Source organism: Reinekea sp., from assembly GCF_982785585.1.
Genome location: NZ_CEYAVF010000010.1, coordinates 44,345 through 67,200 on the forward strand (window position 1 = coordinate 44,345; position 22,856 = coordinate 67,200).

17 protein-coding genes are annotated in these 22,856 nt (G+C 53.6%); 13 read left to right on the plus strand and 4 right to left on the minus strand.

What is annotated here, in order from left to right:
- The first annotated feature begins 32 nt into the window (after window positions 1–32).
- The 4 genes from AC4FIC_RS06025 (at window position 33) to glnA (ending at window position 3,251) form a co-directional block, all read left to right on the plus strand.
- Complete coding sequence (locus tag AC4FIC_RS06025; protein ID WP_100256427.1) at window positions 33–452, plus strand: rhodanese-like domain-containing protein; 420 nt, start codon at window positions 33–35, stop codon at window positions 450–452.
- Window positions 453–473: 21 nt separating this feature from the next.
- On the plus strand, window positions 474–737 hold the full coding sequence (gene grxC / locus AC4FIC_RS06030; RefSeq protein WP_100256426.1) for a glutaredoxin 3: 264 nt from the start codon (window positions 474–476) through the stop codon (window positions 735–737).
- 82 nt (window positions 738–819) lie between these two features.
- Window positions 820–1,266 (plus strand): protein-export chaperone SecB, encoded by a 447-nt coding sequence (secB, locus tag AC4FIC_RS06035; protein WP_100256425.1) that lies wholly within the window; start codon window positions 820–822, stop codon window positions 1,264–1,266.
- Between the two features lie 581 nt (window positions 1,267–1,847).
- Complete coding sequence (gene glnA / locus AC4FIC_RS06040) at window positions 1,848–3,251, plus strand: glutamate--ammonia ligase (RefSeq protein WP_100256424.1); 1,404 nt, start codon at window positions 1,848–1,850, stop codon at window positions 3,249–3,251.
- A gap of 134 nt (window positions 3,252–3,385) precedes the next feature.
- On the opposite strand, the gene mrcB is transcribed toward glnA, so the two are convergent.
- On the minus strand, window positions 3,386–5,644 hold the full coding sequence (mrcB, locus tag AC4FIC_RS06045; protein WP_273285850.1) for a penicillin-binding protein 1B: 2,259 nt from the start codon (window positions 5,642–5,644) through the stop codon (window positions 3,386–3,388).
- A 324-nt stretch (window positions 5,645–5,968) separates the two neighbouring features.
- Here mrcB and AC4FIC_RS06050 point away from each other — a divergent pair, with 324 nt between their 5' ends.
- Window positions 5,969–6,493, plus strand: a complete 525-nt coding sequence (locus AC4FIC_RS06050; RefSeq protein WP_476194287.1) for a DUF4124 domain-containing protein — start codon at window positions 5,969–5,971, stop codon at window positions 6,491–6,493.
- 45 nt (window positions 6,494–6,538) lie between these two features.
- Here the strand turns inward: AC4FIC_RS06050 and AC4FIC_RS06055 are convergent, their stop codons facing one another.
- The gene (locus AC4FIC_RS06055; protein ID WP_100256421.1) at window positions 6,539–8,860 is read right to left on the minus strand and encodes a DNA polymerase II; all 2,322 of its coding nucleotides are present in this window, start codon (window positions 8,858–8,860) and stop codon (window positions 6,539–6,541) included.
- Between the two features lie 261 nt (window positions 8,861–9,121).
- Between AC4FIC_RS06055 and AC4FIC_RS06060 the strand changes: the two genes are divergently transcribed.
- On the plus strand, window positions 9,122–10,066 hold the full coding sequence (locus tag AC4FIC_RS06060) for a carbohydrate kinase family protein (RefSeq protein ID WP_100256420.1): 945 nt from the start codon (window positions 9,122–9,124) through the stop codon (window positions 10,064–10,066).
- On the plus strand, window positions 10,063–11,007 hold the full coding sequence (locus tag AC4FIC_RS06065; RefSeq protein WP_100256419.1) for a pseudouridine-5'-phosphate glycosidase: 945 nt from the start codon (window positions 10,063–10,065) through the stop codon (window positions 11,005–11,007). Before AC4FIC_RS06060 ends, AC4FIC_RS06065 begins: the two co-directional genes overlap by 4 nt.
- Before the next feature lie 46 nt (window positions 11,008–11,053).
- On the opposite strand, the gene AC4FIC_RS06070 is transcribed toward AC4FIC_RS06065, so the two are convergent.
- Together AC4FIC_RS06070 and AC4FIC_RS06075 are read right to left on the minus strand one after the other, a co-directional pair.
- The gene (locus tag AC4FIC_RS06070) at window positions 11,054–12,820 is read right to left on the minus strand and encodes an acyl-CoA dehydrogenase C-terminal domain-containing protein (RefSeq protein WP_100256418.1); all 1,767 of its coding nucleotides are present in this window, start codon (window positions 12,818–12,820) and stop codon (window positions 11,054–11,056) included.
- 76 nt (window positions 12,821–12,896) lie between these two features.
- Window positions 12,897–14,678: an acyl-CoA dehydrogenase C-terminal domain-containing protein gene (locus AC4FIC_RS06075; protein WP_100256417.1), complete on the minus strand. Its 1,782-nt coding sequence runs from the start codon at window positions 14,676–14,678 to the stop codon at window positions 12,897–12,899.
- Between the two features lie 424 nt (window positions 14,679–15,102).
- Here AC4FIC_RS06075 and AC4FIC_RS06080 point away from each other — a divergent pair, with 424 nt between their 5' ends.
- From AC4FIC_RS06080 to AC4FIC_RS06105, 6 genes are all read left to right on the plus strand, one after another.
- Complete coding sequence (locus AC4FIC_RS06080; protein WP_420541395.1) at window positions 15,103–16,602, plus strand: HD domain-containing phosphohydrolase; 1,500 nt, start codon at window positions 15,103–15,105, stop codon at window positions 16,600–16,602.
- Between the two features lie 185 nt (window positions 16,603–16,787).
- On the plus strand, window positions 16,788–17,354 hold the full coding sequence (locus AC4FIC_RS06085; RefSeq protein WP_100256415.1) for a hypothetical protein: 567 nt from the start codon (window positions 16,788–16,790) through the stop codon (window positions 17,352–17,354).
- Window positions 17,355–17,443: 89 nt separating this feature from the next.
- Window positions 17,444–19,036 (plus strand): HDOD domain-containing protein, encoded by a 1,593-nt coding sequence (locus AC4FIC_RS06090; RefSeq protein ID WP_100256414.1) that lies wholly within the window; start codon window positions 17,444–17,446, stop codon window positions 19,034–19,036.
- A complete protein-coding gene (gene asd, locus AC4FIC_RS06095) occupies window positions 19,033–19,893 on the plus strand; it encodes an archaetidylserine decarboxylase (protein ID WP_100256413.1) in 861 nt (286 codons plus the stop codon). Before AC4FIC_RS06090 ends, asd begins: the two co-directional genes overlap by 4 nt.
- 238 nt (window positions 19,894–20,131) lie before the next feature.
- Window positions 20,132–20,713 (plus strand): ProQ/FINO family protein, encoded by a 582-nt coding sequence (locus tag AC4FIC_RS06100; protein ID WP_100256412.1) that lies wholly within the window; start codon window positions 20,132–20,134, stop codon window positions 20,711–20,713.
- Window positions 20,714–21,070: 357 nt separating this feature from the next.
- Window positions 21,071–22,852: a cyclic-di-GMP receptor FimW-related protein gene (locus AC4FIC_RS06105; RefSeq protein ID WP_100256411.1), complete on the plus strand. Its 1,782-nt coding sequence runs from the start codon at window positions 21,071–21,073 to the stop codon at window positions 22,850–22,852.
- Window positions 22,853–22,856: the final 4 nt, after the last annotated feature.

The window sequence follows — 22,856 nt, forward strand, 5'->3', positions numbered from 1 at the left end:
CTCTTTTTTAGTCGACAATCAGAGATCGAGCCATGTTAGAGCAATTTTTTGAATTCATCATAAACCATTGGCAACTCAGCTCAGTCTGGTTGATTTTATTTTTCCTTCTGATCAAGACCGAAGGCGCGCGCGGTGGCGCTGCGGTGTCGCCATCACAGATGACGCAGATGATTAATAATGAAAATGCCAAGGTGATTGATATCCGCAGTAAGGATGAGTTTCGCGCCGGCCATTTGCCCAACGCCTTACATATACCCGCAAAGGATGTGCTCAAGCGCATCAATGAACTGGAGTCTTTTAAAGACACGCCGGTCATCCTGATATGTAAAACGGGCACCACCGCTGGCGCGAGCGGCGCCATCCTAGCCAAGGCAGGATTCAATAAGTTGCACAAGCTGCGCGGTGGAATTTTGGAGTGGCAAGGCAGTAATTTGCCACTGGTTAAAGACTAATTTGTTACGGGTCGAGCTGTTATGAAACCTACTGTACGCATATATTCGTCGAACTGGTGCCCCTTTTGTGTACAAGCCAAGCGCTTGTTAGATCGCAAGGGTGTGAGTTACCAAGAACTGATTGTCGATGGTGATCCGTCGCTGCGGACCAAGATGATGCAAGAGAGTGGTCGCACCAGCGTGCCACAAATCTGGATCAACGAAGACCATATTGGCGGTTGCGACGAACTCTATAGCCTCGACCGCTCGGCACAACTGGATAGCCTACTGGGTTTAGACCGCTAGTAGGGTTGTCCCTGCGCAAGCCCTCTAAATGTTCTCCCCAGGCTAATGAACTGAAGCATCCTATAACATTTACGGAGTCAACATGACTGAACAACAGCAACCCCAATTCGGTGTCCAACGTTTGTATTTGAAAGACGTATCTTTTGAAAGCCCCAATGCACCGGGTATCTTTCGCAAGGAGTGGAAGCCACAGATCAAACTGGATCTGAATACCCAAACTCGTCAACTCGACACCGATGTCTATGAGGTGGTCCTTACTCTGACGGTGTCGGCAAAAATCGAAGAAGAAACAGCCTTTTTATGTGAAGTGCAACAGGCCGGTATTTTTTCAATCGGCGGTTTTCCCGATGAGACCCGTGATCAGATGTTAGGTGCCTACTGCCCCAACATTCTCTTCCCCTATGCTCGAGAAGCAGTCGACGCTGCCGTTGTCAAAGGCAGCTTCCCTGCCCTGATGTTGGCACCGGTCAACTTTGATGCCCTCTATCAGCAGAAGCAGGCCACTAACGAGACCGCTACGACCAACTAGTGCGTTCGCCGTGCAGTTACTGGCCTCGGTAACTGCATTATAATACCGAGGGTTCTCCGGCCTTAGCCCAGAGCATCGCCCTACCCGCCTCCAGCGCCATTGATCTGAATGGTTTCAATCCGCCTGTTGAACGGCTTGCCACTCCCGTGATATTTTTCAATAGTGCCGTACATTGAACTTTAGCGACCCTTGGGGACGCGAATTCGATGTGGGCAATTGGTGTTGTTAGAGGGGTTGGCGGAAAAACCCGGGCCTCAACTTCGTTGCACACTTCTCTGTCATGGCCCGGCCGGACGGTATATCATCTAGGTGTTTAGAGTCGCAGTGGAAAATGCACCAAAAAGGCGCGCTTTCGGATCCTGGCCAATGCAGCCGCACTCTTATAGTGCCGAGCTTGGTCTATTCCTTCTAAACGAGCACCAGGCAAAGCCGCCGAGGTGATATTCGATCGCCGGCATAACTTTTGCCTGGTTAGCTGTACTGCTAATACTTACAATTAAAATAAGCGCGATCTTTTCTTGTGAGACCACTTTTTACATCGCTCAACTCATTGAGCGCCTTTTAAACGATGGAGACGACCAATGTCGCTTACGCTTTCGCTAATCAAAGAATCTGAAGCCCGCTGGATAGACCTGCGTTTTACGGACACCAAAGGCAAGGAACAACACGTATCTATACCTTCCTCAGAAGTGAATGATGACTTTTTTCAAGAGGGCAAGATGTTCGACGGCTCGTCAATTGGCGGCTGGAAAGGCATCAACGAATCCGACATGATCTTGATGCCCGATGATTCTGCCTCGGTGCTCGATCCCTTTACCGAAGACGCGACCATCATTGTTCGCTGCAACATCGTTGAACCTTCCACCGGCGAAGGCTATAACCGGGACCCACGTTCAATCGCCTTGCGCGGTGAAGCCTATTTAGCCTCCACCGGTCTCGGCGACACCGCCTTGTTCGGCCCAGAGCCTGAGTTTTTCGTCTTCGATGACGTCAAATGGGGTTCTAATATTTCCGGTTCGTTTTACAAAATCGATTCCGATGAAGCCGCCTGGTCTTCTGAGCGGGTCTTCAAAGACGGTAATATGGGTCATCGGCCCGGTATCAAGGGCGGTTATTTCCCAGTACCACCGGTCGATAGCCTGCATGAAATTCGCGCGCAGATGTGCGATGCCATGGAGTCTATGGGCTTGGTCATCGAGGTGCACCATCACGAAGTAGGCACCGCCGGTCAGTGTGAGATTGGCGTTGGTGCCAACACCCTGACCAAAAAAGCCGATGAGGTCCAAATTCTTAAGTATTGCGTCCATAACGTGGCCCATGCCTATGGCAAGACGGCAACCTTTATGCCCAAGCCACTGGTCGGTGACAATGGTTCGGGCATGCATGTCCATATGTCCTATTCAAAAGACGGCGTCAATCAGTTTGCCGGCGATGACTATGCCGGCCTGTCTGAGACGGCACTGTTTTACATCGGCGGCATCATCAAGCATGCCCGTTCGCTCAATGCCTTCGCCAACGCCTCGACGAACTCATACAAGCGCCTGGTACCCGGTTTCGAAGCACCGGTCATGCTCGCCTATTCGGCGCGTAACCGTTCCGCGTCGATTCGCATTCCGTATGTCACCAGCCCCAAGGGCAAGCGCATCGAGGTCCGCTTTGGCGACCCAACGGCGAACCCATACCTGATGTTCACCGCCTTTCTGATGGCCGGCCTAGACGGTGTACTCAATAAGATGCATCCGGGCGATCCTGCCGATAAGGACCTCTATGACCTGCCACCGGAAGAAGCTGCCGCCTACCCGACCGTCTGCAACAGCCTGGAACAGGCGTTGAAGGCATTGGATACCGACCGTGACTATCTGAAAGCTGGTGGCGTATTTGATGACGACACCATCGATGCTTATATTAAACTGAAGATGGAAGACGTCGTGCGTCTGGATATGACGACTCACCCGGTCGAGTTCGATCTTTACTATTCGATCTAATCGGAGTCTACGCGAGCTAACGCCCTGCCTTGGCAGGGCTTTTTTTTGCCCTAAACAAAGCGCTGGGCGGTTCTATATGATGGCTGCAGTGCCCTTGGATACGCGCCTTCGCATCGTCTCCGGCCGGGGCGGCCTTAATTAAACAGTTTTTGCCACCAGGTGGATTTTCGGGGCACCGCTCTATTATCCTGTTCGTTGCAGCTCATACTGGCGACCGGCTCGGTCCCTAAGATAAAGGGTAAGGACCTGGCATTGTCACAGCCGCTGGGCACCACAATACCCGCCTCGTTGACATCGAGCTGGGTGATGCCGAGCGGCACACCGCGCCGCTCTTGTTCCGGTCGCAACTCGGCCATAACCTTAATCCAGATCGGTAGGGCTCCGGTTGATCCGGTCAGCGGGGTGGTCTTATTGTTGTCTCGACCGACCCAAACAACCAGCTGGCGGTCGCCGGTAAAGCCACTAAACCAGGCATCCCGGTTATCATCGGTGGTGCCCGTTTTACCGGCGGCCCACCAGTGACTCGGCAACAACCATTGAATACTGGCGGAGGTCCCCATGACGGTGGCCTCATGCATCGCCGCCTGTAATAGGTAAATGGCTTCGGGACTGAACCGCTGACTGACTTTCAGATCATAGCGTTGGATAACCCCTAACTGCGGATGGGACACCGCCCGAATGGTATTTAAGGGCGAATAGAAGCCGTTGCCGCTGATGGTTTGGTACATTTGCGCCACTTCCATGGGCGACATACCGTGCGCGCCAAGCATTACCGCGGGTACCAGCGGAATGGAATCGGATACGCCGAGCCGGGCAATCACATCAAACACGCCAACCAGACCAATTTGCATGCCCAAGCGTGCAGTTGCCTGATTATAGGATTTGGCCAAGGCGTCAACCAACATCGGCTGGCCGTGGGCAATCCGGTCGTAGTTTTTCGGCTGCCAAAAAGTACCATCGCCCGCGGCGATGGTAACGTCGGCATCATTCAGCGGCTCGGCCAGGCTGTAACCCTGTTCTAATGCGGCCAAATAGACCGCCGGTTTCATCAGCGAGCCGATCGGCCGTTTGGCATCCAATGCCCGGTTAAAGCCACCAGCACGCGGTTCACGACCCCCGAGTATGGCCAAGATATCACCGGTCGAGGGCCGGGTTAGCACGGCCGCCGCTTCTAATATATTGGCTGCCAACTTGAAACGTTGTTCGGTTTTCGGCAAGGTTTCGGCAACCTGTTGCTCGAGGATGGTCTGCGCCAAGGGATCTAAGGTGGTAAAGATGGTCAAGCCTTCGCCGAGTAAATCTTCTTTGCGGTAATCGTTAGCCAGTTGCCGGCGCAAGGCATCCATAAAGGCCGGATAATTAGACTGCCGGGGCTTACTCGCTATATCCAACGCGGCACTGGAGGCTTGCCGATATTCGGCCTGGGTAATCAAGCCCTGCCTGAGCCAAACTGAAAGTACCGTGTCGCGCCGTGACTTGGCCCGCTTGGGGTGACGGCGCGGATTATAATAGGAGGGCCCTTTGATCAGGCCAATGAGCATCGCCTGCTGGTGAATCTGTAGGCCTTCGAGCGTGGTGCCAAAATAAAATTCGGCACCCAGGCCAAAACCATTAATAGCTCGAGCGCCCTGCTGGCCGATGTAGACCTCATTCATATAGGTCTCGAGAATGTCATTCTTGCTGTAATGCATTTCCATAATAACCGACATCAACGCTTCTTTTATCTTTCGAGTCAGCGTCTTGTCGGAGGTCAAATACATATTTTTGACCAACTGATTGGTTAAGGTACTCCCACCTTGAGAGGCCTGCCCTGAGGAGATATTGGCAAATAGCGCCCGCGCGATGCCGCGAAAGGAAATACCCCAGTGTTGAAAATACCGCTCGTCTTCAACCAAGACTAGGCCCAAGACCAATCGCTCCGGGATAGTATCGAGCGAATAGGGTACTCGGTCTTCGGTGATCCCGGGGTAGATTTGGCCGATATAGAGAGGGTCGAGACGCACCAAAGGCAGCGTTTGGCCATTCTCGGCAGCAAGCCCGGTTATACCATTGGCATTGAATTGCAGAGCAATCTTACCGGCCGGTTCGACGCCATCCCAGAAGTTAAAACCGCGCGTAAAGACCGATACACGGGCCCCTCTGACACTGTAGCGACCCGCCTGGAAAGCCTCATCTGCGGCTCGATAGCCCAGTTTTTGCAGTAATGCGACAAGACTGTCTTGGCTGATCGACGCTCCGACATAGAGCTCTTGCGCTTCGCTATAGACCCGTGCCGGTATTTTAAAGCGCCGACCTTCAAAGCCTTCGCGCACGATCGCGTTCAAATAGATCAGCCAAAAAAACAGGAGACAGGCCGCCACAAGACTCAACTGAACAAACAACTTAACGACCATAGGCCATTTGCCCGGCGCTTTTTTCGGCCGAATGGTGCCCTTAGGTTTGGCTTTTCGAGCTTTGGGAGAGTTTTTACGGATCATATGGCCGCTAGTATAGGGTGCAATGAAGCGAGTGTCTTGAACGCGGTGATGTTTTTATCCACCCTCGGCATCAACTCACGCCTTATCATCCTGAGATGCTCGACAGCTTTAGCGCCAGGCGGTAATCCGATTTTCCATAACGTGAACCAGGTAACGGCTTAGGTTGCCCATTCGGGCGAAAACCAGACTAGACTTAAAGCAGTGATTTGTCCCATTTTATGACGCTATGGAGTGTTACAGATGAACAAGAATAATCCCAGCTGGTGGCGATTGGCCCTTTGGCTACTGTTAACAGCCCTGCCAATGGCGGTTTTTGCTGCCGGGAAAATCTATACCTGGACGGATAAAAGTGGCGTCATACACTATGGTGATCGACCGCCTATAGCGTCGGACGCAGACGAGGTTTCCATTCAAGGCAAAAAGAAACTGCCCTTGGTGGTGGTTCAAGAACTGCTACCTGGACTCTGGTTTGGTTCGGCCAACGACGGCGGCGAGGTCAAGTTCACCCTGTTTGAGAATGGCAGCATCACCTACATTCAGACTCGAGCCGACCAGTCGGTTTACAACTATCAAGGCATCTGGACCTTAGAGAACACCAGCCTCACAGTGATTACCGAGTTCAGCCAGACCGCGCCACCCGGGGGTGATTTCAAGCGGTCGGTCCAACCTATTGCGCTCACCTACACCATTGTCGGCTTTAGCGAGAACGCCTTGGAGGTCATTATCGGGCCCGAACGCTTCAGTCTGGTGCGCTTGGATCCTTGATGGATAATGGGCTTTTGGGCGATGCGGCCCGCCGTTCGCTGACTGTTAAAACAGGCTCAGTTGGTCATCGATCAGGCTGTAGAAATCCTCCGACAAGAAATGCAGCAGGGCGTCGGCGATCGGGGCCAACTGCTTATCGATATAGTGCTCATAATCGAGCTGCGCCGAGATATAACCGACCGGCTGCCAACCTTGGACCGTCTTGACGTATTCAATATTACGCCCGCGCCAATGAGGTTGCTGTTGTCTCTTTATCCAGGCGGCCTGGACATGAGGTGGCATCTGCTTGTCATACTGTTCGATCGAACGGCGCAGGCGCCGCTTGTAGATCAATTGCTCATCCAATTTCCCCGCTTTCAAGTCTAATACCGTCTCGGTAATTAAGGCCTTATAAGGTTGATTTCGAAACACCCGTTCGTACAGGGATAACTGGAAGCGTTTGGCCAGCGCGGTCCAATCTGAACGCACCGCCTCCAGGCCTTTAAATATAAGTCGATATTCCCCCGCGCTGAGTTGCCAGCCGGCATAGCGTTTTTTCGAGCCCATCTCGGTGCCTCGAATGGTGGGCATCACAAACTGTTCGTAGTGGGTTTCGAATTCCATCTCCAGATGGCATGCCAGATCAAACTCGCTGCGCAATTTTGCTTGCCACCAGGCGTTCAACTCGCTGGCCAATTGCCGACCGAGTTGTTCCGGATCGGCATGGCCGGCGGCATGCACGAACACCGAATCGGTATCACCGTAGATCACGCGATGGCCCTTGGCTTCAATAAAGTCACGACTCTTCTGCAAAATTTCATGCCCGCGTAAGGTAATCGAGCTGGCTAGGCGCGGATCAAAAAACCGGCATAGATTGCTGCCCAATACGCCATAGAAGGAGTTCATAATGATTTTTATGGCTTGCGACATCGGCGCGTTTTTTTCCGCCTTGGCCTGATCACGCGCCTGCCAAAGCTGATCAATCAGGGCCGGTAGAATATGGTGTTGGCGATGAAAGCGAGCATCCAAAAACCCCGGCACCGTCTCGGCCACGGGTGCACTTAGGCCTTCTTGCAAACCCAAGGGGTCGATCAAAAAGGTTCGGATAATGGAGGGGTAAAGACTCTTAAAATCGAGCACCAAGACATTGCGATAGATCCCTGGGATACTGTCCATGACAAAGCCCCCGGGGCTGGTGGTTTGCAACTGTTGCTCACCGACGTTTGAGGCAATGTAACCCTGCCGGTGCAACCTGGGCATATAGACGGTATTGAACGCGGCCGACGAACCGCCGGCCCGATCCATCGCCAAGCCGGTGAGGTGACTGCGTTCGATAAGAAAATGCCACAGCCCGGCTTGCGCAAAAAGATCGAGCACCAATTGGGCATCGGCCAAATTATATTGCACAAAGGCGTTTAGATCCTCCCGATACAAACGTTCGATTTCGTTGACCCGATCATCGCTATGGTCAATTTTCTTGCCCCGTTGGAGCAGTGTTTGGGCGACGGTTTCCAATGAATAATCGTCGAAGGACCAGGCCGCCGAGCGAAATGCTCCGGGTCCGTCGATAACCTGACGGCCCTCCACTTCCAAATAAAAATGTTCTGCCTGGTCGGCCCGCGCGCGCCAGGCCGCGGGCACACCATTACGCCCGATGGAAAAAGACAGGCCGACTTGATCGCAGTGCTGCTGCAGGATTCTGAGATCAAAGTCGACCACGTTCCAACCGATAATACAGTCTGGATCATAGCTTGAAATGGCGTCGATAACGGCCTCAAGACAGGCCCGAACAGAGCCAAACCAATGCGCATCCAGAGTCGGATCGAGCGTCTGTTTAGCCTGGCCCTGATCAACTAGGAAAACTCGAGCCAAGCCCGCACCGGCCAATGCCACACTGTACAGATCGGGCGTTTTTCCCGGCTCAAACCAGGCGGTTTCAATATCGATCGACAGTGGCCGCAGGTTCGGCACGCTCTGCGCCGGCCGGGCCTGCTGAGCGTCAAACTGCACACTGCCGAATAAAAACCGCTCCATCAGATATCGCTCCGCTGGATTGATATCCTCTTCCCAAACCTTTAGGCCAACTTCCTTCCCTTGCCAAGCCCATCGGCGCTGCTGGCTAAAAGAACGGGAATAGACGGGCACCGCCGTGTCGCCCATCAGGGTTTTAAAGGTTTTCCCCGTTTGCCGAATGGCCGGCTTTTGCCGTTGCCAAATGGCTTGCCAGCGCTCCACTTGCCGCTCCGAGACAAAACAGACACTGTCCTGGCCACTCAATTGCCAGCACTGGGGCCCGTCTGGACCGCTCAACCAGAAGCGCAATTCGACGCCCGAATCGGTTTCCTGCCAGTGACGGCTTAAGATAAATAAAGGTGTACTCTGGACCACAGAAGTTCCAAAAAAATAGTAGATCTGCTGGCAGTTTACCACTAATCTGCCTGTTGCTCGTTTTTGCTCTACTTCAAACGCTTATTGAGCAGCAACCTATGGTTCGGTCCTAGGTTGCGATATTGTGCTTGTTGCGCAGGAACCTGATCTATCTAATGCGTGGGTGAGTGCCCCGGCATATTGATGCATTGACGCAAGCGGGCCTGATTCGCTCTAAAACGACCCGGCATTGACACCATAGACCTCACTGGGAGGGTTACCATGACGAACACATTGCCATTGAGGACCCTTATTGTCGGTGGGGCCAACCTAGATATTACCGGTAGTTGTTTTGCCCGTTTTGTCCCCGGCGACTCCAACCCGGGTCTAGTGAAAAACAGTGCCGGAGGCGTGGGCCGAAATATCGCTGAAAATCTCCAACGCTTGGGTATGAACTGCTCCTTATTGACCGTATTAGGAGACGATATCGGACAAGCCTTAATACTGCGCAGCTGCACCGATGCCGGCGTCGATACCGGTCCCATTATCGTGCATCCCACGCTGACCACCGGCACCTATATGGCCATTAACAACCAACTCGGTGCACTGTTGGCAGCCATCGCCGACATGGCCATTATCGACACCCTAACACCGGACCAGTTGGCGCTGAAGGCTGCCTATTTTACGCAAGCCGATCAGATTATTATCGAGGCCAATTTGCCCGAAAACAGTATCCAATGGATTTGTGAGCAACACAGCAGCAAACCCATCTGTGCCGATGGCGTCTCGGCAGCCAAGGCACCGCGCCTGCGCTCGGTGTTGGCCCACCTAGATGTTTTAAAGGTCAATAGTGAGGAGGCGGCGGCTATTCTGCAAGAAACCGGTGACGACCTAGCATTGGCCAAGAAACTCCACGCCAAGGGCGTAAAAAACGTCCTCCTAAGCCAGGGCCCGCAGGGGGTTATTTTGCACAACCAAGATGGGACCTGGTATAAGTCAGCGATAAAGGGCGATAATGAAAATGATACTGGCGCCGGCGATTCGCTGTTTGCCGGCTTCGTAGCCGCTCGTCATCTCCTTAAGCGTCCAGCAGACCAACTCGAGTTTGCCGTTGCCTGTGCCACCTTTACGCTCAGCAGTACGGCTTCTGTCAACCCTAAACTTGGCGTGCACGAAATTCGTCAGCTTTTTTTAAGTCATCTTAGCAAGGGAGCTTGGTGCTCATGAGCCGCAACATCGACTACAGCGCATTTTTAGACATACACCCCGAGGTAGCCGAGGCATTGGCGAATAATCGGCCCGTTGTCGCGCTGGAAAGTACCATTATTTCTCACGGCATGCCGTGGCCCGACAATGCCCAGACCGCCTTGTTGGTTGAACAAACGATCCGCGACGCCGGTGCCATGCCCGCGACGATCGCCGTGATCGATGGCCGCTTAAAGGCCGGCCTTACTGAGTCGGAAATAGCCATTCTCGCCCAGGCCGGACAGACGGTGATCAAATGCTCCCGACGTGACCTGCCATTCGTCTGCGCCACCGGGCAGCACGGTGCCACAACCGTCGCAGCGACCATGATTATCGCGCAAATGGCCGGCATTCGAGTTTTTGCCACCGGCGGCGTCGGCGGCGTCCATCGTGGGGCAACGCAAACATTTGATATCTCGGCAGACCTACAAGAGTTGGCCAAAACCTCGGTGGCAGTGGTCTGTGCCGGGATTAAGTCGATTTTGGATTTAGCGCTAACGCGCGAATATCTGGAAACCATGGGCGTCCCGGTGCTCGGCTATCAGACCAGCTCATTGCCGGCGTTCTATACCCGAAGCAGCTCAGAAACGGTCGACTACCGACTCGACTCAGCCCAAGCCATGGCGCGCTTCTTGGCGGTTAAATGGCGCCTAAATCTAGACGGTGGAGTGGTCATTGCCAATCCGATTCCAGAAGCCGCGGCGATGCCAGAAGAAATCATCAAGACGGCGATCGAAACGGCTTTGGCGGAAGCGGCAGCGCGACAGATTCATGGCAAGGCATCGACGCCCTTTTTGTTGGCCCGTGTGGCGGAATTAACCGGCGGCGACAGCCTGGCCAGTAACATCCAATTGGTGCTAAACAACGCCCGCTTGGCGGCCGATATCGCTATCGAGCTGGCCCAGGATGCGCCCGGCCTTTAAGGCCGCGACACACACTGCCGGCTAAGCCGGCTGCGCTATTGGGTGCCTACATCAGGTCGGCATCCAAGGCCATCAGGGTGTCGCTGCCGGCCAAAACCTTGGCCAGGTAGGCGCCAGATTCCGGCAACAGGCGCTGGAAGAAGAAATCGGCCGTGGCCAGCTTAGCCCGATAGAAGTCACCCTCCCCCTGCTTGGCCACCTGCGCCATTTTCAGCCACATATGGGCATAGGCCGTCAATCCAAATAGATTCAAGTAATCGCAGCTCGCTGCGCCGATCGCATTGGCATCGAGCGATGACTGCTGAATCACAAAGTCGGTGGCTTGACTGAGTTGGGTCAACGCCACGTTTAAAGCCTGGGCTCGGGGATCGGACGGCTCGGCGGCGGCGATGTCAACGCTCACCTCTTGATGGAATAGTTTAAAGGCCTTGCCCTGGTCTCCAACCACCTTGCGGCCCATGAGATCGAGCGCCTGAATACCGTTGGTACCCTCATAAATTTGGGCGATGCGGGCATCGCGGACAAACTGCTCCATGCCCCATTCGCGGATATAACCATGACCGCCCAACACCTGCTGGCCCAAGATAGTCGTATCCAGGCCACGATCGGTAAAATAGGCCTTGGCAACCGGTGTCAGCAGTGCCACAAGGGCCGCCGCCTTCTGCGCCGCAACCGGGTCCGGTTGGCCCTTAGCCAGGTCGAGCCACATGCCAACATAGGCGGCGAAGGCCCGTCCGCCCTCATTATAGGCCCGCTGGGTTAAGAGCATACGGCGCACATCCGGATGCACCATAATGGGGTCGGCGGCATGCTCAGGCGACACGGCACCGCTCGGCGCTCGCGACTGTCGACGATCCAGAGCATAGGCCCGGGCCGATTGATAGGAGACCTCACCCAAACCAATGCCCTGCAGGCCAATAGACAGTCGTTCATAGTTCATCATGGTAAACATCGCGGCGAGGCCCCTATTGGCCTCGCCGACCAGGTAGCCGGCGGCGCCATCGAAGTTCATCAGACAGGTGGCTGAACCCTTAATGCCCATCTTGTGCTCAATACTGCCACACCGAACCTGGTTCGGCGCACCGCATTGGCCGTCCTCGGTGACCAACATCTTGGGCACCAGAAACAGCGAGATGCCGCGCGGTCCCTTCGGCGCGTCGGGCAGTTTGGCGAGTACCAGATGGATGATATTTTCGGTCAGGTCGTGCTCGCCACCGGTGATAAAGATCTTCGTCCCGGTAATATCATAATGACCGGCGCCATTGGGCACCGCTTTGGTGGAGAGGATACCGAGGTCAGTACCACAATGGGGTTCGGTAAGGCACATCGAACCGGCCCAACGGCCCTCGTACATAGCCGGTAAATAGGTTTTTTTGAGCTCTTCGGAACCGTGTGCGAGTAGGCTTAGGCAGGCCCCGGCCGTTAAGGCCGGATACAGGGCAAAGGAGGTATTGGCCGCGTAGACCATCTCTTCGAACATGACGGTCAGCATTTTAGGCAAGCCCTGGCCGCCATACTCCGGGTCACCACCCAGGCCGACCCAGCCGCTCTCAGCGTAGGTTTGATAGGCAGCCTTAAAACCGCTTGGTGTGGTCACCTTGCCATTCAGATAGGTGCACCCCTCCTCATCACCCTGGCGATTCAACGGCAGGAGTTCGGCTTCACAGATACGAGCACCCTCCTCGAAGATGGCATCGGCCAGCTCCATCGACGCATCAGCCGTGGACGGCATTGAGGCCCACAGGGGATCAACCTTAAAAACCTCAGCCAGAATAAAGTGAATGTCGCGAAGAGGAGCCTTGTATGATGCCATCGTAAATACCCTGTTAAGTGTTGCCCGGCCCACCCGGTCACACTAACCGGGTAATCAATTGCCGTTATTGGAAAGGCTAAAACGCGAAATGGGACTCATCGAGCGCCATAATACTGTCTACACCGGCCAACATCATTGCCTTGTGGGACAGGGTTCGCGGCAAGATACGCGCAAAATAAAACTGTGCTGTGCTGATCTTGGCTAGATAAAAGTCACGTTCATCGGTGTCGGTCGCGAGCGCTGCTTGAGCCGTTTGGGCCATGCGCAACCAATAGTAAGCCAACATAACATAGCCAGAATACATCAGGTAGTCGACTGCCGCCCCGCCCACCTCTTCGCGATTTTGCATCGCCTTCATGCCGATCTGTAGCGTGACATCACCCCATTCTTTGTTGGCGGCCTGCAGTTGCTCGACCAAGGGCTGTAACTCGCTATTGCCATCCATCTCCTGACAAAGCTTGTGAATGAGTTTGGTAAAGCGTTTTAAGCTGTCTCCCTGGGTCATTAGTACCTTGCGGCCCAACAAATCGAGCGCCTGAATCCCGGTGGTGCCCTCATAGAGCTGAGAAATACGATTGTCACGGACAATTTGCTCCATGCCCCATTCACGAATAAAACCATGACCGCCGTATATTTGCACACCGTGGTTTGCCGCCTCGGTCCCCACCTCCGTGAGGAAGGCTTTGGCAATGGGGGTTATGAACGACAGCAGTTCATTGGCATCGTCGCGAATCGCCTCGGTAGCACCCTGTTTGACCCGATCGACCATAAAGCCGGCGTCGTGCAGCATCATCCGGCCGCCCTCGGCAAAGGCTTTTTGGGTTAGCAGCATACGGCGAACATCGGGGTGCACGATGATCGGATCGGCCGCTAGATCGGGCGCCTTGGCACCGGTTAAGGAGCGCATGGCCAGCCGTTCACGGGCATAGGTCAAGGCGCCCTGGAACGACAGTTCAGCCGAGGCAACCCCTTGCATTGCGGTGCCTAGACGGGCGAAATTCATAAAGGTAAACATGCAGCGCAACCCGGCGTGCTCCGGCCCGACCAAAAAACCGGTCGCGCCATCGAAGTTCATCACACAGGTCGCGTTGCCGTGAATACCCATCTTGTGTTCGATGGCGCCACAACGGACCTCATTTCGGCTTTGATCCGGCAGGAATTTTGGCACAATAAACAACGATAAACCTTTAGTGCCCTCGGGCGCTCCGGGCAGTCGCGCGAGTACTATATGAACAATATTTTCAGCCATATCGTGCTCACCGGAGGAAATGAATATCTTGGTGCCGGTGATTGCATAGCTGCCATCGGCGTTCAGTTCTGCCTTGGCTTTGAGCGTTCCCAAATCAGAGCCACAATGGGGTTCGGTTAGACACATGGTCCCGGTCCAAGCACCGGAAACCAGCTGGGTGAGATAGGTCGCTTTTTGCTCCTCGGTGCCATGGATCTCGATGGTGTTCATCGCGCCATGCGATAGGCCGGGGTACATGCCCCAGGACCAGTTCGCTTCCGAGATCAGTTCCGAGACCACGCTGCCTATCGATGCAGGCAAACCCTGACCGCCAAATTCAACCGGCTGGGCCAAGGAGGGCCAGCCGTTCTCGACCCACTGTTGATAGGCCGCGGGAAAGCCGGTTGGTGTGGTCACCGTACCGTCCTGATAAACACAACCTTCGATATCACCGACGCTATTTAAGGGCGACAAGACCTCTTCACAGAATTTTCCGGCTTCGATAATGATCGCGTCAATCATATCGGTACTGGCATCGTCAGCCCCGATTGCAGCGTAATGGGTCGTGGAATCGAGCACTTCATGCAGCACGAATTGCAGATCTCGTAATGGGGTTTTATAGGCTGGCATTGGGGTGACCTCTCTTCTTGGCCCATTCGGGGGCGTCAATCTTATGAGTTGTTTGAGTTTGAACAGTTCAGATTGCCGAGCAACAAAAGCTGCTCGCTCCGGCTTTCAAACGATCGTTTTAAACATACGTTCGGCCTTGTGCCTTGTCAAGCTGGCGCATAAATTTCAGGTTATTTGGTTAGAGTTTTCGCCTTAATTTCGACTCGGTGAGGTTACTATTGCCTTACCGTCATCAATCATTTGGCTCCCCTAGTACCAATGCAAATCATAATGAACAATTAACTACAAAAAGCCTGGGCAAGAAATCACAATCCTTACTAAGGTTAGCTTGAACTCTCATTTGGACAACCCCCCCATGCGCAGCCAACCTAGGCCTCTCCGTCCAAGCAGCCAGCTGGCTTGGAGCCTCAATACCTCGGGGGAATTGTTAATCCGCCTGGCGCAAGAAACCAGCTTGCCTGGGCTTATGAATCTGATTCTAACCGAGGCTCAGAGCATCACCGGGGCCGAAGGCGGAACCTTCTATCGCGTCAGCGGCGAGGATGATTTGGCCTGTCTGAAGTTTACCGCTATCAGAAATTCGGCATTAAATATTCGTATTTATGATGCCGAGGCCAAAAATGTCAGCGGTTGGCGACCAATACCCCTGTACATAGACGGACAGCCAAACCATGCCAATGTGGCTTCCTTTGTGGCCTTGACCAAGGATACGGTGATCATTGAAGACGCGTATGAAACCAATAATTTCGACTTTTCCGGCACCCGCGTTTTTGATCAATCCCATCACTATCGCTCGCGTTCTATTATGGCCGTGCCGCTGCTCAACCATGATCAGCAGGTGATCGGCGTAATGCAGCTCCTCAATGCACGCAATGCGCGGGGCCAGCTGCACACGTTCAGCATCGAGGATCAGGCTACCGTCGAGGCCATGGCCAAGTTTGCCGCCATTACCCTAGACAATCATAAGCTGGTCGATAGCCATAAGAACTTGTTGGATGCCTTTATTAAGTCTCTCGCGCAAATTATCGATGTGCGCTCACCCCATACCTCGGCGCATTGCCAGCGCATTCCGGTGTTGACCGAACTGATCGCCGGTGCAGCCTGTGCGCAGCAAAGCGGTTATTTTAAAGATTTCGATCTCGATCAAGATGGCTGGTATGAGCTCCATGTGGCGGCTTGGCTGCACGACTGTGGCAAGTTGGCGACATCGGAGAATGTGTTGAACAAGAGCACCAAGCTGGAACGCTTACACGATGGCATCGATGCCATTCGGGCCCGATTCGCAACCCGTGTCGCCTATGCCGCAAGCGAGCAGGAACGGCGCCAAATTCGCGCGGACCTGGTCTTAATCGAGCGCATCAACAAAGGCGGCGAATTCATGTCCGACGCTGAAAAAGATCAGGTTAAGAGCATTGCGCAAGCTACTTGGCAAGATGCCTTAGGGCAGGAGCGGGCGTTGCTCTCCCCAGACGAGGTCGTCAATCTGTGCATCACGCGCGGCACCATCAATGAAGATGAACGCGCGCATATTAATCGACACATTAACCTGACCATCGAGGTCCTAGAAAACCTACCCTTCCCCGCCAAACTAAAAAGGGTCCCAGAATACGCCGGAGGGCACCATGAACGGATGGATGGCACCGGTTATCCCAAGGGATTGACGCGCGATCAAATGTCGATTCCGGCGCGCATTATGGGTGTCGCCGATGTCTTCGAGGCGCTCACGGCCAAGGAGCGACCGTACAAACCGCCGATGCCACTGAGTCAGGCCTTTGCCATCCTGCGCACGATGAGGGCGGAGCACCACATCGATCCGGATGTCTTTGAACTCTTCCTCACCAGTGGCGTATGGCGCGGATACGCTCAGGACCATATGCTGCCGGTCCAGATCGATGTCGATGACATCAAACCCTACCTGGTCTAGCGCGCAGGCAACGGCCCTGGGACGCTGCTGTCACATAAGGTCGACTGCATTAATCGGGAGCGATTATAACCAGCGCTGGGGTATCTAACCGCACTTCAATAGCTAAAAACTCTAATGGCAGATTTGCGGAAACAGCGTTTGCTCAACCATAATAAGGACACGGGAAGAGACAATAGGGATATTCGATGACTGGCAGAGCGAATCAGCCTCGCGATCTGGTTTGGGATCTGGAAGATTTCAGATCGCCGGACAATGCGATGCGGTTTTTTAACCTGTTCAAAAACAGTTTTATGGTTTACTCCTCATCGGTCGAAAAGCTGTATTGTGCATACAGCTCCCAGTTAACTGGGCCAATGGATCGAAAGCGCATGGTGGTTCTACCTGACTTCAACCAGTTCGAATCCATTTTCAGTCGAATTAACGCCACCGCCGTGTCCGAAACATCGATCGTTATTTACCCCAAGGTCATCCAAGGCAAGACCCGCCTGCTGCTATCGGGTCATGCCAAGGCCGCCGGCACAATCGAGACTTTGCCGCTCAAACAGGGCTTAAAAGCCCTGAAAATGGGTTATTTCGACCAGAACCCTATTTCCCCAGCCCTGATGCTGGGCGATTTACGCGAATTCCCCGAAAAACCCCTACCTTACCTTAGGCTGCATTCGATCAATTGTGCTCAATTAACCAGCCTATCCGACTTCGAACGTCGGGATATTAGCAAGGGCGCCTGGGCAAAACTGGTCAACTTTATGTAGCTCGAACGGGGTATTTTAGCCGAGGCCAGAAAAGCCCGCCAACCTTTGCTATAGTGACCGCCCGTAAGCAAAAAAACATACGTGTATTCATGAAGAACAATGCAGATTGGTTTGCTCGAGCGCAGAAGCTTCAGCTACCCGCGATCCTCCCGATAAAGGCTTTTCCGTCGGCCGATGCTCCCTTATTGGAGTGGATGAGCCTTATCCGGGAAGACCCACTCTTAACCGTACATCTGTTCCGTTCGGCCAATAAGATGATCTCCGGCCAAGATATGGCGGTAAAGACCCTGGATCACGCTGTGTCATTTTTGGGCAGTACCCGCTTGATTGCACTGTGCGCCAAGATACCTCGCATTGTTGAGGACAGTGCGGAGGTTGAGGGTCTGCTGCGCGCTATTGGTGATAGCCTGGTGGCCGCCAGTCTAATGCGCCAATGGTACGAAGTACGTCAAATCCCCTGGTCTGAAGGCGATTATTGGACAAACGTTTTTTATGACATGGGACTTTGGGTTCTGTGGCTGCTCGAACCGGCAAAAATGGCCAATATCGAGTCCAGCGTCGCCCAGGGTAAAAATCGCGACTCGCTGTTACGCGAGCTTTTAGGCATGGAACTTAGAGCCTGGAATGAAAAAATTTGCCGCCATTTTCAACTTCCTGTCCTCGTCAGCAAAGCCGACGATGACGTACCAACTGCCGGTGAAATTCGCACATCCAGACAGTCAGCGCTAACGTTTTTTTTGCCATTCAGTCACGATTTGGCCTGCGCAGTGCGCCGAGACTGGCAATCTGAAGCGCTCAATAGCCTATGCAAAACGGGCGAGAACGTACTCGGCATGAGCGAATTTCGACCCACCCTCAAACGTTGGGTGACCAACGCTGCACGGGAAATTACCTCACCTCATGCAGCCTTGGCGGCACGACGCCTAATTGCGCAGCAACCGGGCGGCAGCCTCGTCGACTCGACCAACTCGGTCGATTCTGACTGGGAGCTGGCCAATAACTCAGTCGAACCACCGTCGGCAATTGCCCACAGCGAATCACCCGAAGACCGTCCTAGGCCGCCCACAGTACCAAAAGCGCCAGCCGTAAAACAAGGCGCCGTCCCAGCGACCAAAGCAAAACCGGCCGCTAAAAAAATTGTCGCGGATAAGCCCAACATAAAGGCAATGCAACGCAAGGCCGTTGACCTCAATATTAAGGGCCAAATACAGCGACAGTTTGGTGTCGACAAAAATTGGCACTCCCCGAGTGACCTCCATAAAAGTGCGCTCTATGGTTTGCATCATGGCCTAGGCCTAACTCGGATTGTGATCTTTGAAGTCAAGAACGACACCTGGCAAGCCTTTGGCCGCGCTGGGTGCAAAGAACACGCGGAATTAGGTTCCCTAACTCTGCCGATTCAATCGTCGAGCATCCTGATGGAATTTACTAAGCGCGTCACCGCCTTATGGGTTAACCCCACCAACCGGCCAAAGGCGGAAAAATTATTGCCCGCGAACTTAATCGCCACGGCCGGCAAGGGAGACTTTTTTCTGCGCTCCTTTGCCGTCGGACCAAAGATTACCATGCTGCTCTATGTCGACGGCTACAATCAGCCCGAAGCCTTAAATGCAGTCGACTATAAATTGTTCCGAGAGTATTGTGCCGATTGGAACACCGCCTTAACTAAAGTGAAATCATGACTCATACCTTCAAAGACAAGCTTTTTATTGCTGGCCAATATCTATTGCCACATCATCTTATTTCACGACTTATCGGTGTTTTGGCCGAGTCTGAGTGGCCCTGGATACGCGACCCCCTGATCCGATTTTTTTTGCAACGATTTAATATCAATCTGGCCGAGGCCGAACGTGAACAGGCCGCCGACTATCACTCTTTTAATGATTTTTTTACCCGAGCACTGAAATCTGATCGCCGTCCAATCGCCGGCAGCCCAACCGATTGGGTCAGCCCAGTAGACGGCTGCGTCAGCCAATTTGGTCGTATCGATGCGGGGCGGATCATTCAAGCTAAGGGTCGGGACTATTCTCTCAGCGAGCTATTGGGCGGTGATACCGCAATGGCCGAGCAATTCGATCAGGGTGAATTCGCCACCCTCTATCTGTCGCCCAAAGACTATCATCGGATCCATATGCCCATGGCGGCGCGCCTGGTTAAAACGCGGTTTATTCCGGGTAAGCTGTTCAGCGTCAATCCCTTAACGGCCAATACTGTGCCACGTTTATTTGCGCGCAATGAGCGCTTGGTCTGTGAATTCGAGTCGCCGCAAGGCCGATTTGTAATGGTCCTGGTCGGCGCCATGGTCGTCGCGAGTATAGAAACCACCTGGTCCGGCGTGGTGGCTCCCTGGCGTCGACGCATCCAAGAGCAGAGCTTTGACGACCCGACACCGGTTTTCGAACGCGGCCAAGAGATGGGCCGGTTCAAGCTGGGCAGTACTGTTATCCTAGCCTTTGAACAGAACGGAATTCGCTGGGCTGAGGACATCAAAACCGGTGCCAACATCCGTCTGGGGCAACGCCTCGGCCAGGATGCCTGATTCAGCCATTGCTCGTTATGCCCGGTCGATCCATCGGGCATAACGCTCTTCTAACAGCCTTAACACAGGTCCGCAAAGCGCCTGATGCCAACATTGTGGCAGGGTCAGTCCGAATTTCTATCTCGCTCACCCCCGACAGATGAAACTTTCAGAGCTTAAGGGCCATTTCAACTGTCAAAATCGTTCATAACCTTGTATCCTTGCGCGCATCCAATTTACAGATGCTCAAAAGATACCCATGTCTGAACAGCCTATAATTACGCCAGAAGTACCCGAAGATAGTCAAAAGAAGCAAGAAGCGAAACGCAAGAAAGAATATGAAGCGAATCGCAAGGCGCTAGACGAATTATGCCTATTGTATCCGGAAGTTTTTGACGCCTCCAAACCGAAACCACTGCAAATTGGAATACATGAAGCCATTGCAACGGACGGGAAACTCTCCAAGACTCGCATTCGACGTGCGCTCAATCTCTATGTACGCACTCGTTCTTATGTTGCTTGTCTCGCCTTAGATGCCGAGCGCGTTACGCTCGGCGGCATTGTCACGGGTAAGGTCTCTGCCGAAGAGGCCACCCATGCCTTGGAGAAACTGGTTGAAATCGATCGTAAGCGTGCGCTTAAACGCCCTGCTGCCGGAAAAGCTAAGGGCCCACGTAAAAACACTCGCAAGCCTGCCGGCGATAAAACGAGACCAGGCCAGGCCGCTAAGGTCTCCGTTGAGGCCGCCCCAGCACCAGCCGCAAAGCCGGTTGATGAGGCAAGCTCAGGTGATCGCATGCAATCCAAGTTGGCCGCCCTGGTTAACAAACGCAGTAACTGAGTCATAAAATGGGGCGCCATGCGCTCCTTTTATATCACTTCCGCCCCCCCTCGCTCGTCTTCAGCCTACTCCTTGGCTAGCCCCAAATGTTCGTTACCGACTGTAACTGTCCTATAACCTATGCCCGGCCCTAAGCGATTTTGTATTGCAATACTCTTATGGGCACTGATATCCATTTAATTGATAAATCTCAGCCAATTTGGTGAAAAGTCTGGCTAAGCTTCTAACAACGCTTGAGCGGATCAGGACTGGCCGGCGCCTAAGCCATGACCACTACCGTTCAAGACCAAAACCAGGCCGCAGCTTGACGATTGAGAAATACGGCTATACTGACGTTGATCACAACAGGTGACACTCATGCAATACCGCGACCGACCCTATTTAAAGGTACCGGAGCAAAACAAGGCAACATTGAGCTTTTGCGACCCGACTCATCGCCAGTTAAACGCCTGGGTCAACGACTTGCCAATGGCCAATATGGGTGAGGCGTCTCGGCAGCTCTATCACGCGGTAATCGAATGTAATCAACTAAAGGTATCTGATGCCGCACGCATCGAACTGATGGATTTGCTGCGCGGCCCTATTCATTTTGTCTGCCAACAACTCAATGCGCGCTACCTGAACCAGGGTGTCGTGTTAGACGACCAGCAACGAAAGGTGGCCAATCTGGCGCAAGCCTTGCACAACCATTTAGGCGTCGGTTACAAAATCATTATTCAGAATCTATTGGCTCAGGGCGGCAACCGGCACAAAAGCCTGCTGGCCAGGTCTGTGCACAGAGCCTTGAACGAATTACTGCCCACGATTTTACGCGCCTATCAACTCTATCTTAAGGCTCCGACCGGTATTTGGCACGAAATCCACCAGCTTTATCAAATTGTCTCCGGCCTCAATCTGCAAAATGAACCCATAGACGACGCCTTTGAGGATCCGGCACTCAATATCCAACAAACCTATCTCAAGATTGTCCTCTTAGGTGCCTGCCAACCCAACCAACTGTCGCAGCGCGAACTCAAAACGATCTTCACATCGCTAGGCCCATGGGCTACCCATCTAGTAATAGATGAGGTGGCAAATGAACAATCGGTACTGGTCATTAATCCCGAACTCGATAGTGCACCCTACTCTCGTTATTTGATTAAAAAAACCAATCTAACGGCATACCTAGGCGTCAATGTGCTGCCGCTGGTGCGGTTACTCCACCACGATCACAAAACTCTCTCGTCAACTAATCAGGGCCAGGGACTGATGGCGGTGGCGGCTGACTTTAATCTAAGCCTGTTAGCACACCTAATTCATTTCTGGGGCGGCATGAAGCAGCGCAGTTTTTCGCGCACGGCGACAGGTGGCGAACTGTCCATGGCCGTCGGTTTGACCGCGACGCATTTTCACATAGCCGGTGGCGTCGGCTTCCATGCCGCACTCTATGGCTCATCACGCCAGAGCCAGACGCCCTTTGCTAGCGTCGAGCGCAACCAATTTCACGCCTGTGATACCCAATCAATCCGGGCGCAGCGAGATGTCTGGGGGCATTCATTCGATGCCGATGGCGCCGACAAAATGAGCCAAGATGAGGGCACCGAGTTCACTAGCAAGCAACCAGAAACTCAACCTGCATATGGCGGGCGGTTGGTTAATGTCAGCTCGCGCGGCTACTGCCTGCAATGGCGCGAAAAGCCGGCGAATAGTCTTCAGACCGGTGAAGTCGTCGCGCTTAAGGAGGAGGATCTTCAGCATTGGAATCTGGGATTAGTCCGCTGGATTCGCCAAGGCACCCGGTTCGGCACGCAAATGGGCGTTGAATTACTGGCACCAAACAGTCAGCCCTGTGGCATTCGCCAGTTACCCAAAACCGGCCCGCATGGCGACTATGTGCGCGCCCTGTATATCCCTGAAATAACCGCCATTGGTCAGGAAGCGTCCATATTAACGCCGCGCCTAGCGTTCGAGGTGGGCAATAAGGTGTCCGTCAATCGAGGGGGCCATCAAGAAACATTTCAACTGACTAAGCGGGTATTGACCACCGGTATTATCGGCCAGTTTCATATCCGCGCTATCGCGCAGCGAAGCGGCCCGTTACAACAAAAAACCGACGTCGATGAGCGCGACCATTTTGCATCCCTTTGGCGCCAACTCTAGTCCC

What these genes read in the sequence shown, in the direction of transcription:
- AC4FIC_RS06025 (WP_100256427.1), top strand. Translation starts at nt 33, where the DNA reads ATGTTAGAGCAATTTTTTGAATTCATCATAAACCATTGGCAACTCAGC.
- grxC (WP_100256426.1), top strand. Translation starts at nt 474, where the DNA reads ATGAAACCTACTGTACGCATATATTCGTCGAACTGGTGCCCCTTTTGT.
- secB (WP_100256425.1), top strand. Translation starts at nt 820, where the DNA reads ATGACTGAACAACAGCAACCCCAATTCGGTGTCCAACGTTTGTATTTG.
- glnA (WP_100256424.1), top strand. Translation starts at nt 1,848, where the DNA reads ATGTCGCTTACGCTTTCGCTAATCAAAGAATCTGAAGCCCGCTGGATA.
- mrcB (WP_273285850.1), bottom strand. Translation starts at nt 5,644, where the DNA reads ATGGTCGTTAAGTTGTTTGTTCAGTTGAGTCTTGTGGCGGCCTGTCTC.
- AC4FIC_RS06050 (WP_476194287.1), top strand. Translation starts at nt 5,969, where the DNA reads ATGAACAAGAATAATCCCAGCTGGTGGCGATTGGCCCTTTGGCTACTG.
- AC4FIC_RS06060 (WP_100256420.1), top strand. Translation starts at nt 9,122, where the DNA reads ATGACGAACACATTGCCATTGAGGACCCTTATTGTCGGTGGGGCCAAC.
- AC4FIC_RS06065 (WP_100256419.1), top strand. Translation starts at nt 10,063, where the DNA reads ATGAGCCGCAACATCGACTACAGCGCATTTTTAGACATACACCCCGAG.
- AC4FIC_RS06070 (WP_100256418.1), bottom strand. Translation starts at nt 12,820, where the DNA reads ATGGCATCATACAAGGCTCCTCTTCGCGACATTCACTTTATTCTGGCT.
- AC4FIC_RS06075 (WP_100256417.1), bottom strand. Translation starts at nt 14,678, where the DNA reads ATGCCAGCCTATAAAACCCCATTACGAGATCTGCAATTCGTGCTGCAT.
- AC4FIC_RS06085 (WP_100256415.1), top strand. Translation starts at nt 16,788, where the DNA reads ATGACTGGCAGAGCGAATCAGCCTCGCGATCTGGTTTGGGATCTGGAA.
- AC4FIC_RS06090 (WP_100256414.1), top strand. Translation starts at nt 17,444, where the DNA reads ATGAAGAACAATGCAGATTGGTTTGCTCGAGCGCAGAAGCTTCAGCTA.
- asd (WP_100256413.1), top strand. Translation starts at nt 19,033, where the DNA reads ATGACTCATACCTTCAAAGACAAGCTTTTTATTGCTGGCCAATATCTA.
- AC4FIC_RS06100 (WP_100256412.1), top strand. Translation starts at nt 20,132, where the DNA reads ATGTCTGAACAGCCTATAATTACGCCAGAAGTACCCGAAGATAGTCAA.
- AC4FIC_RS06105 (WP_100256411.1), top strand. Translation starts at nt 21,071, where the DNA reads ATGCAATACCGCGACCGACCCTATTTAAAGGTACCGGAGCAAAACAAG.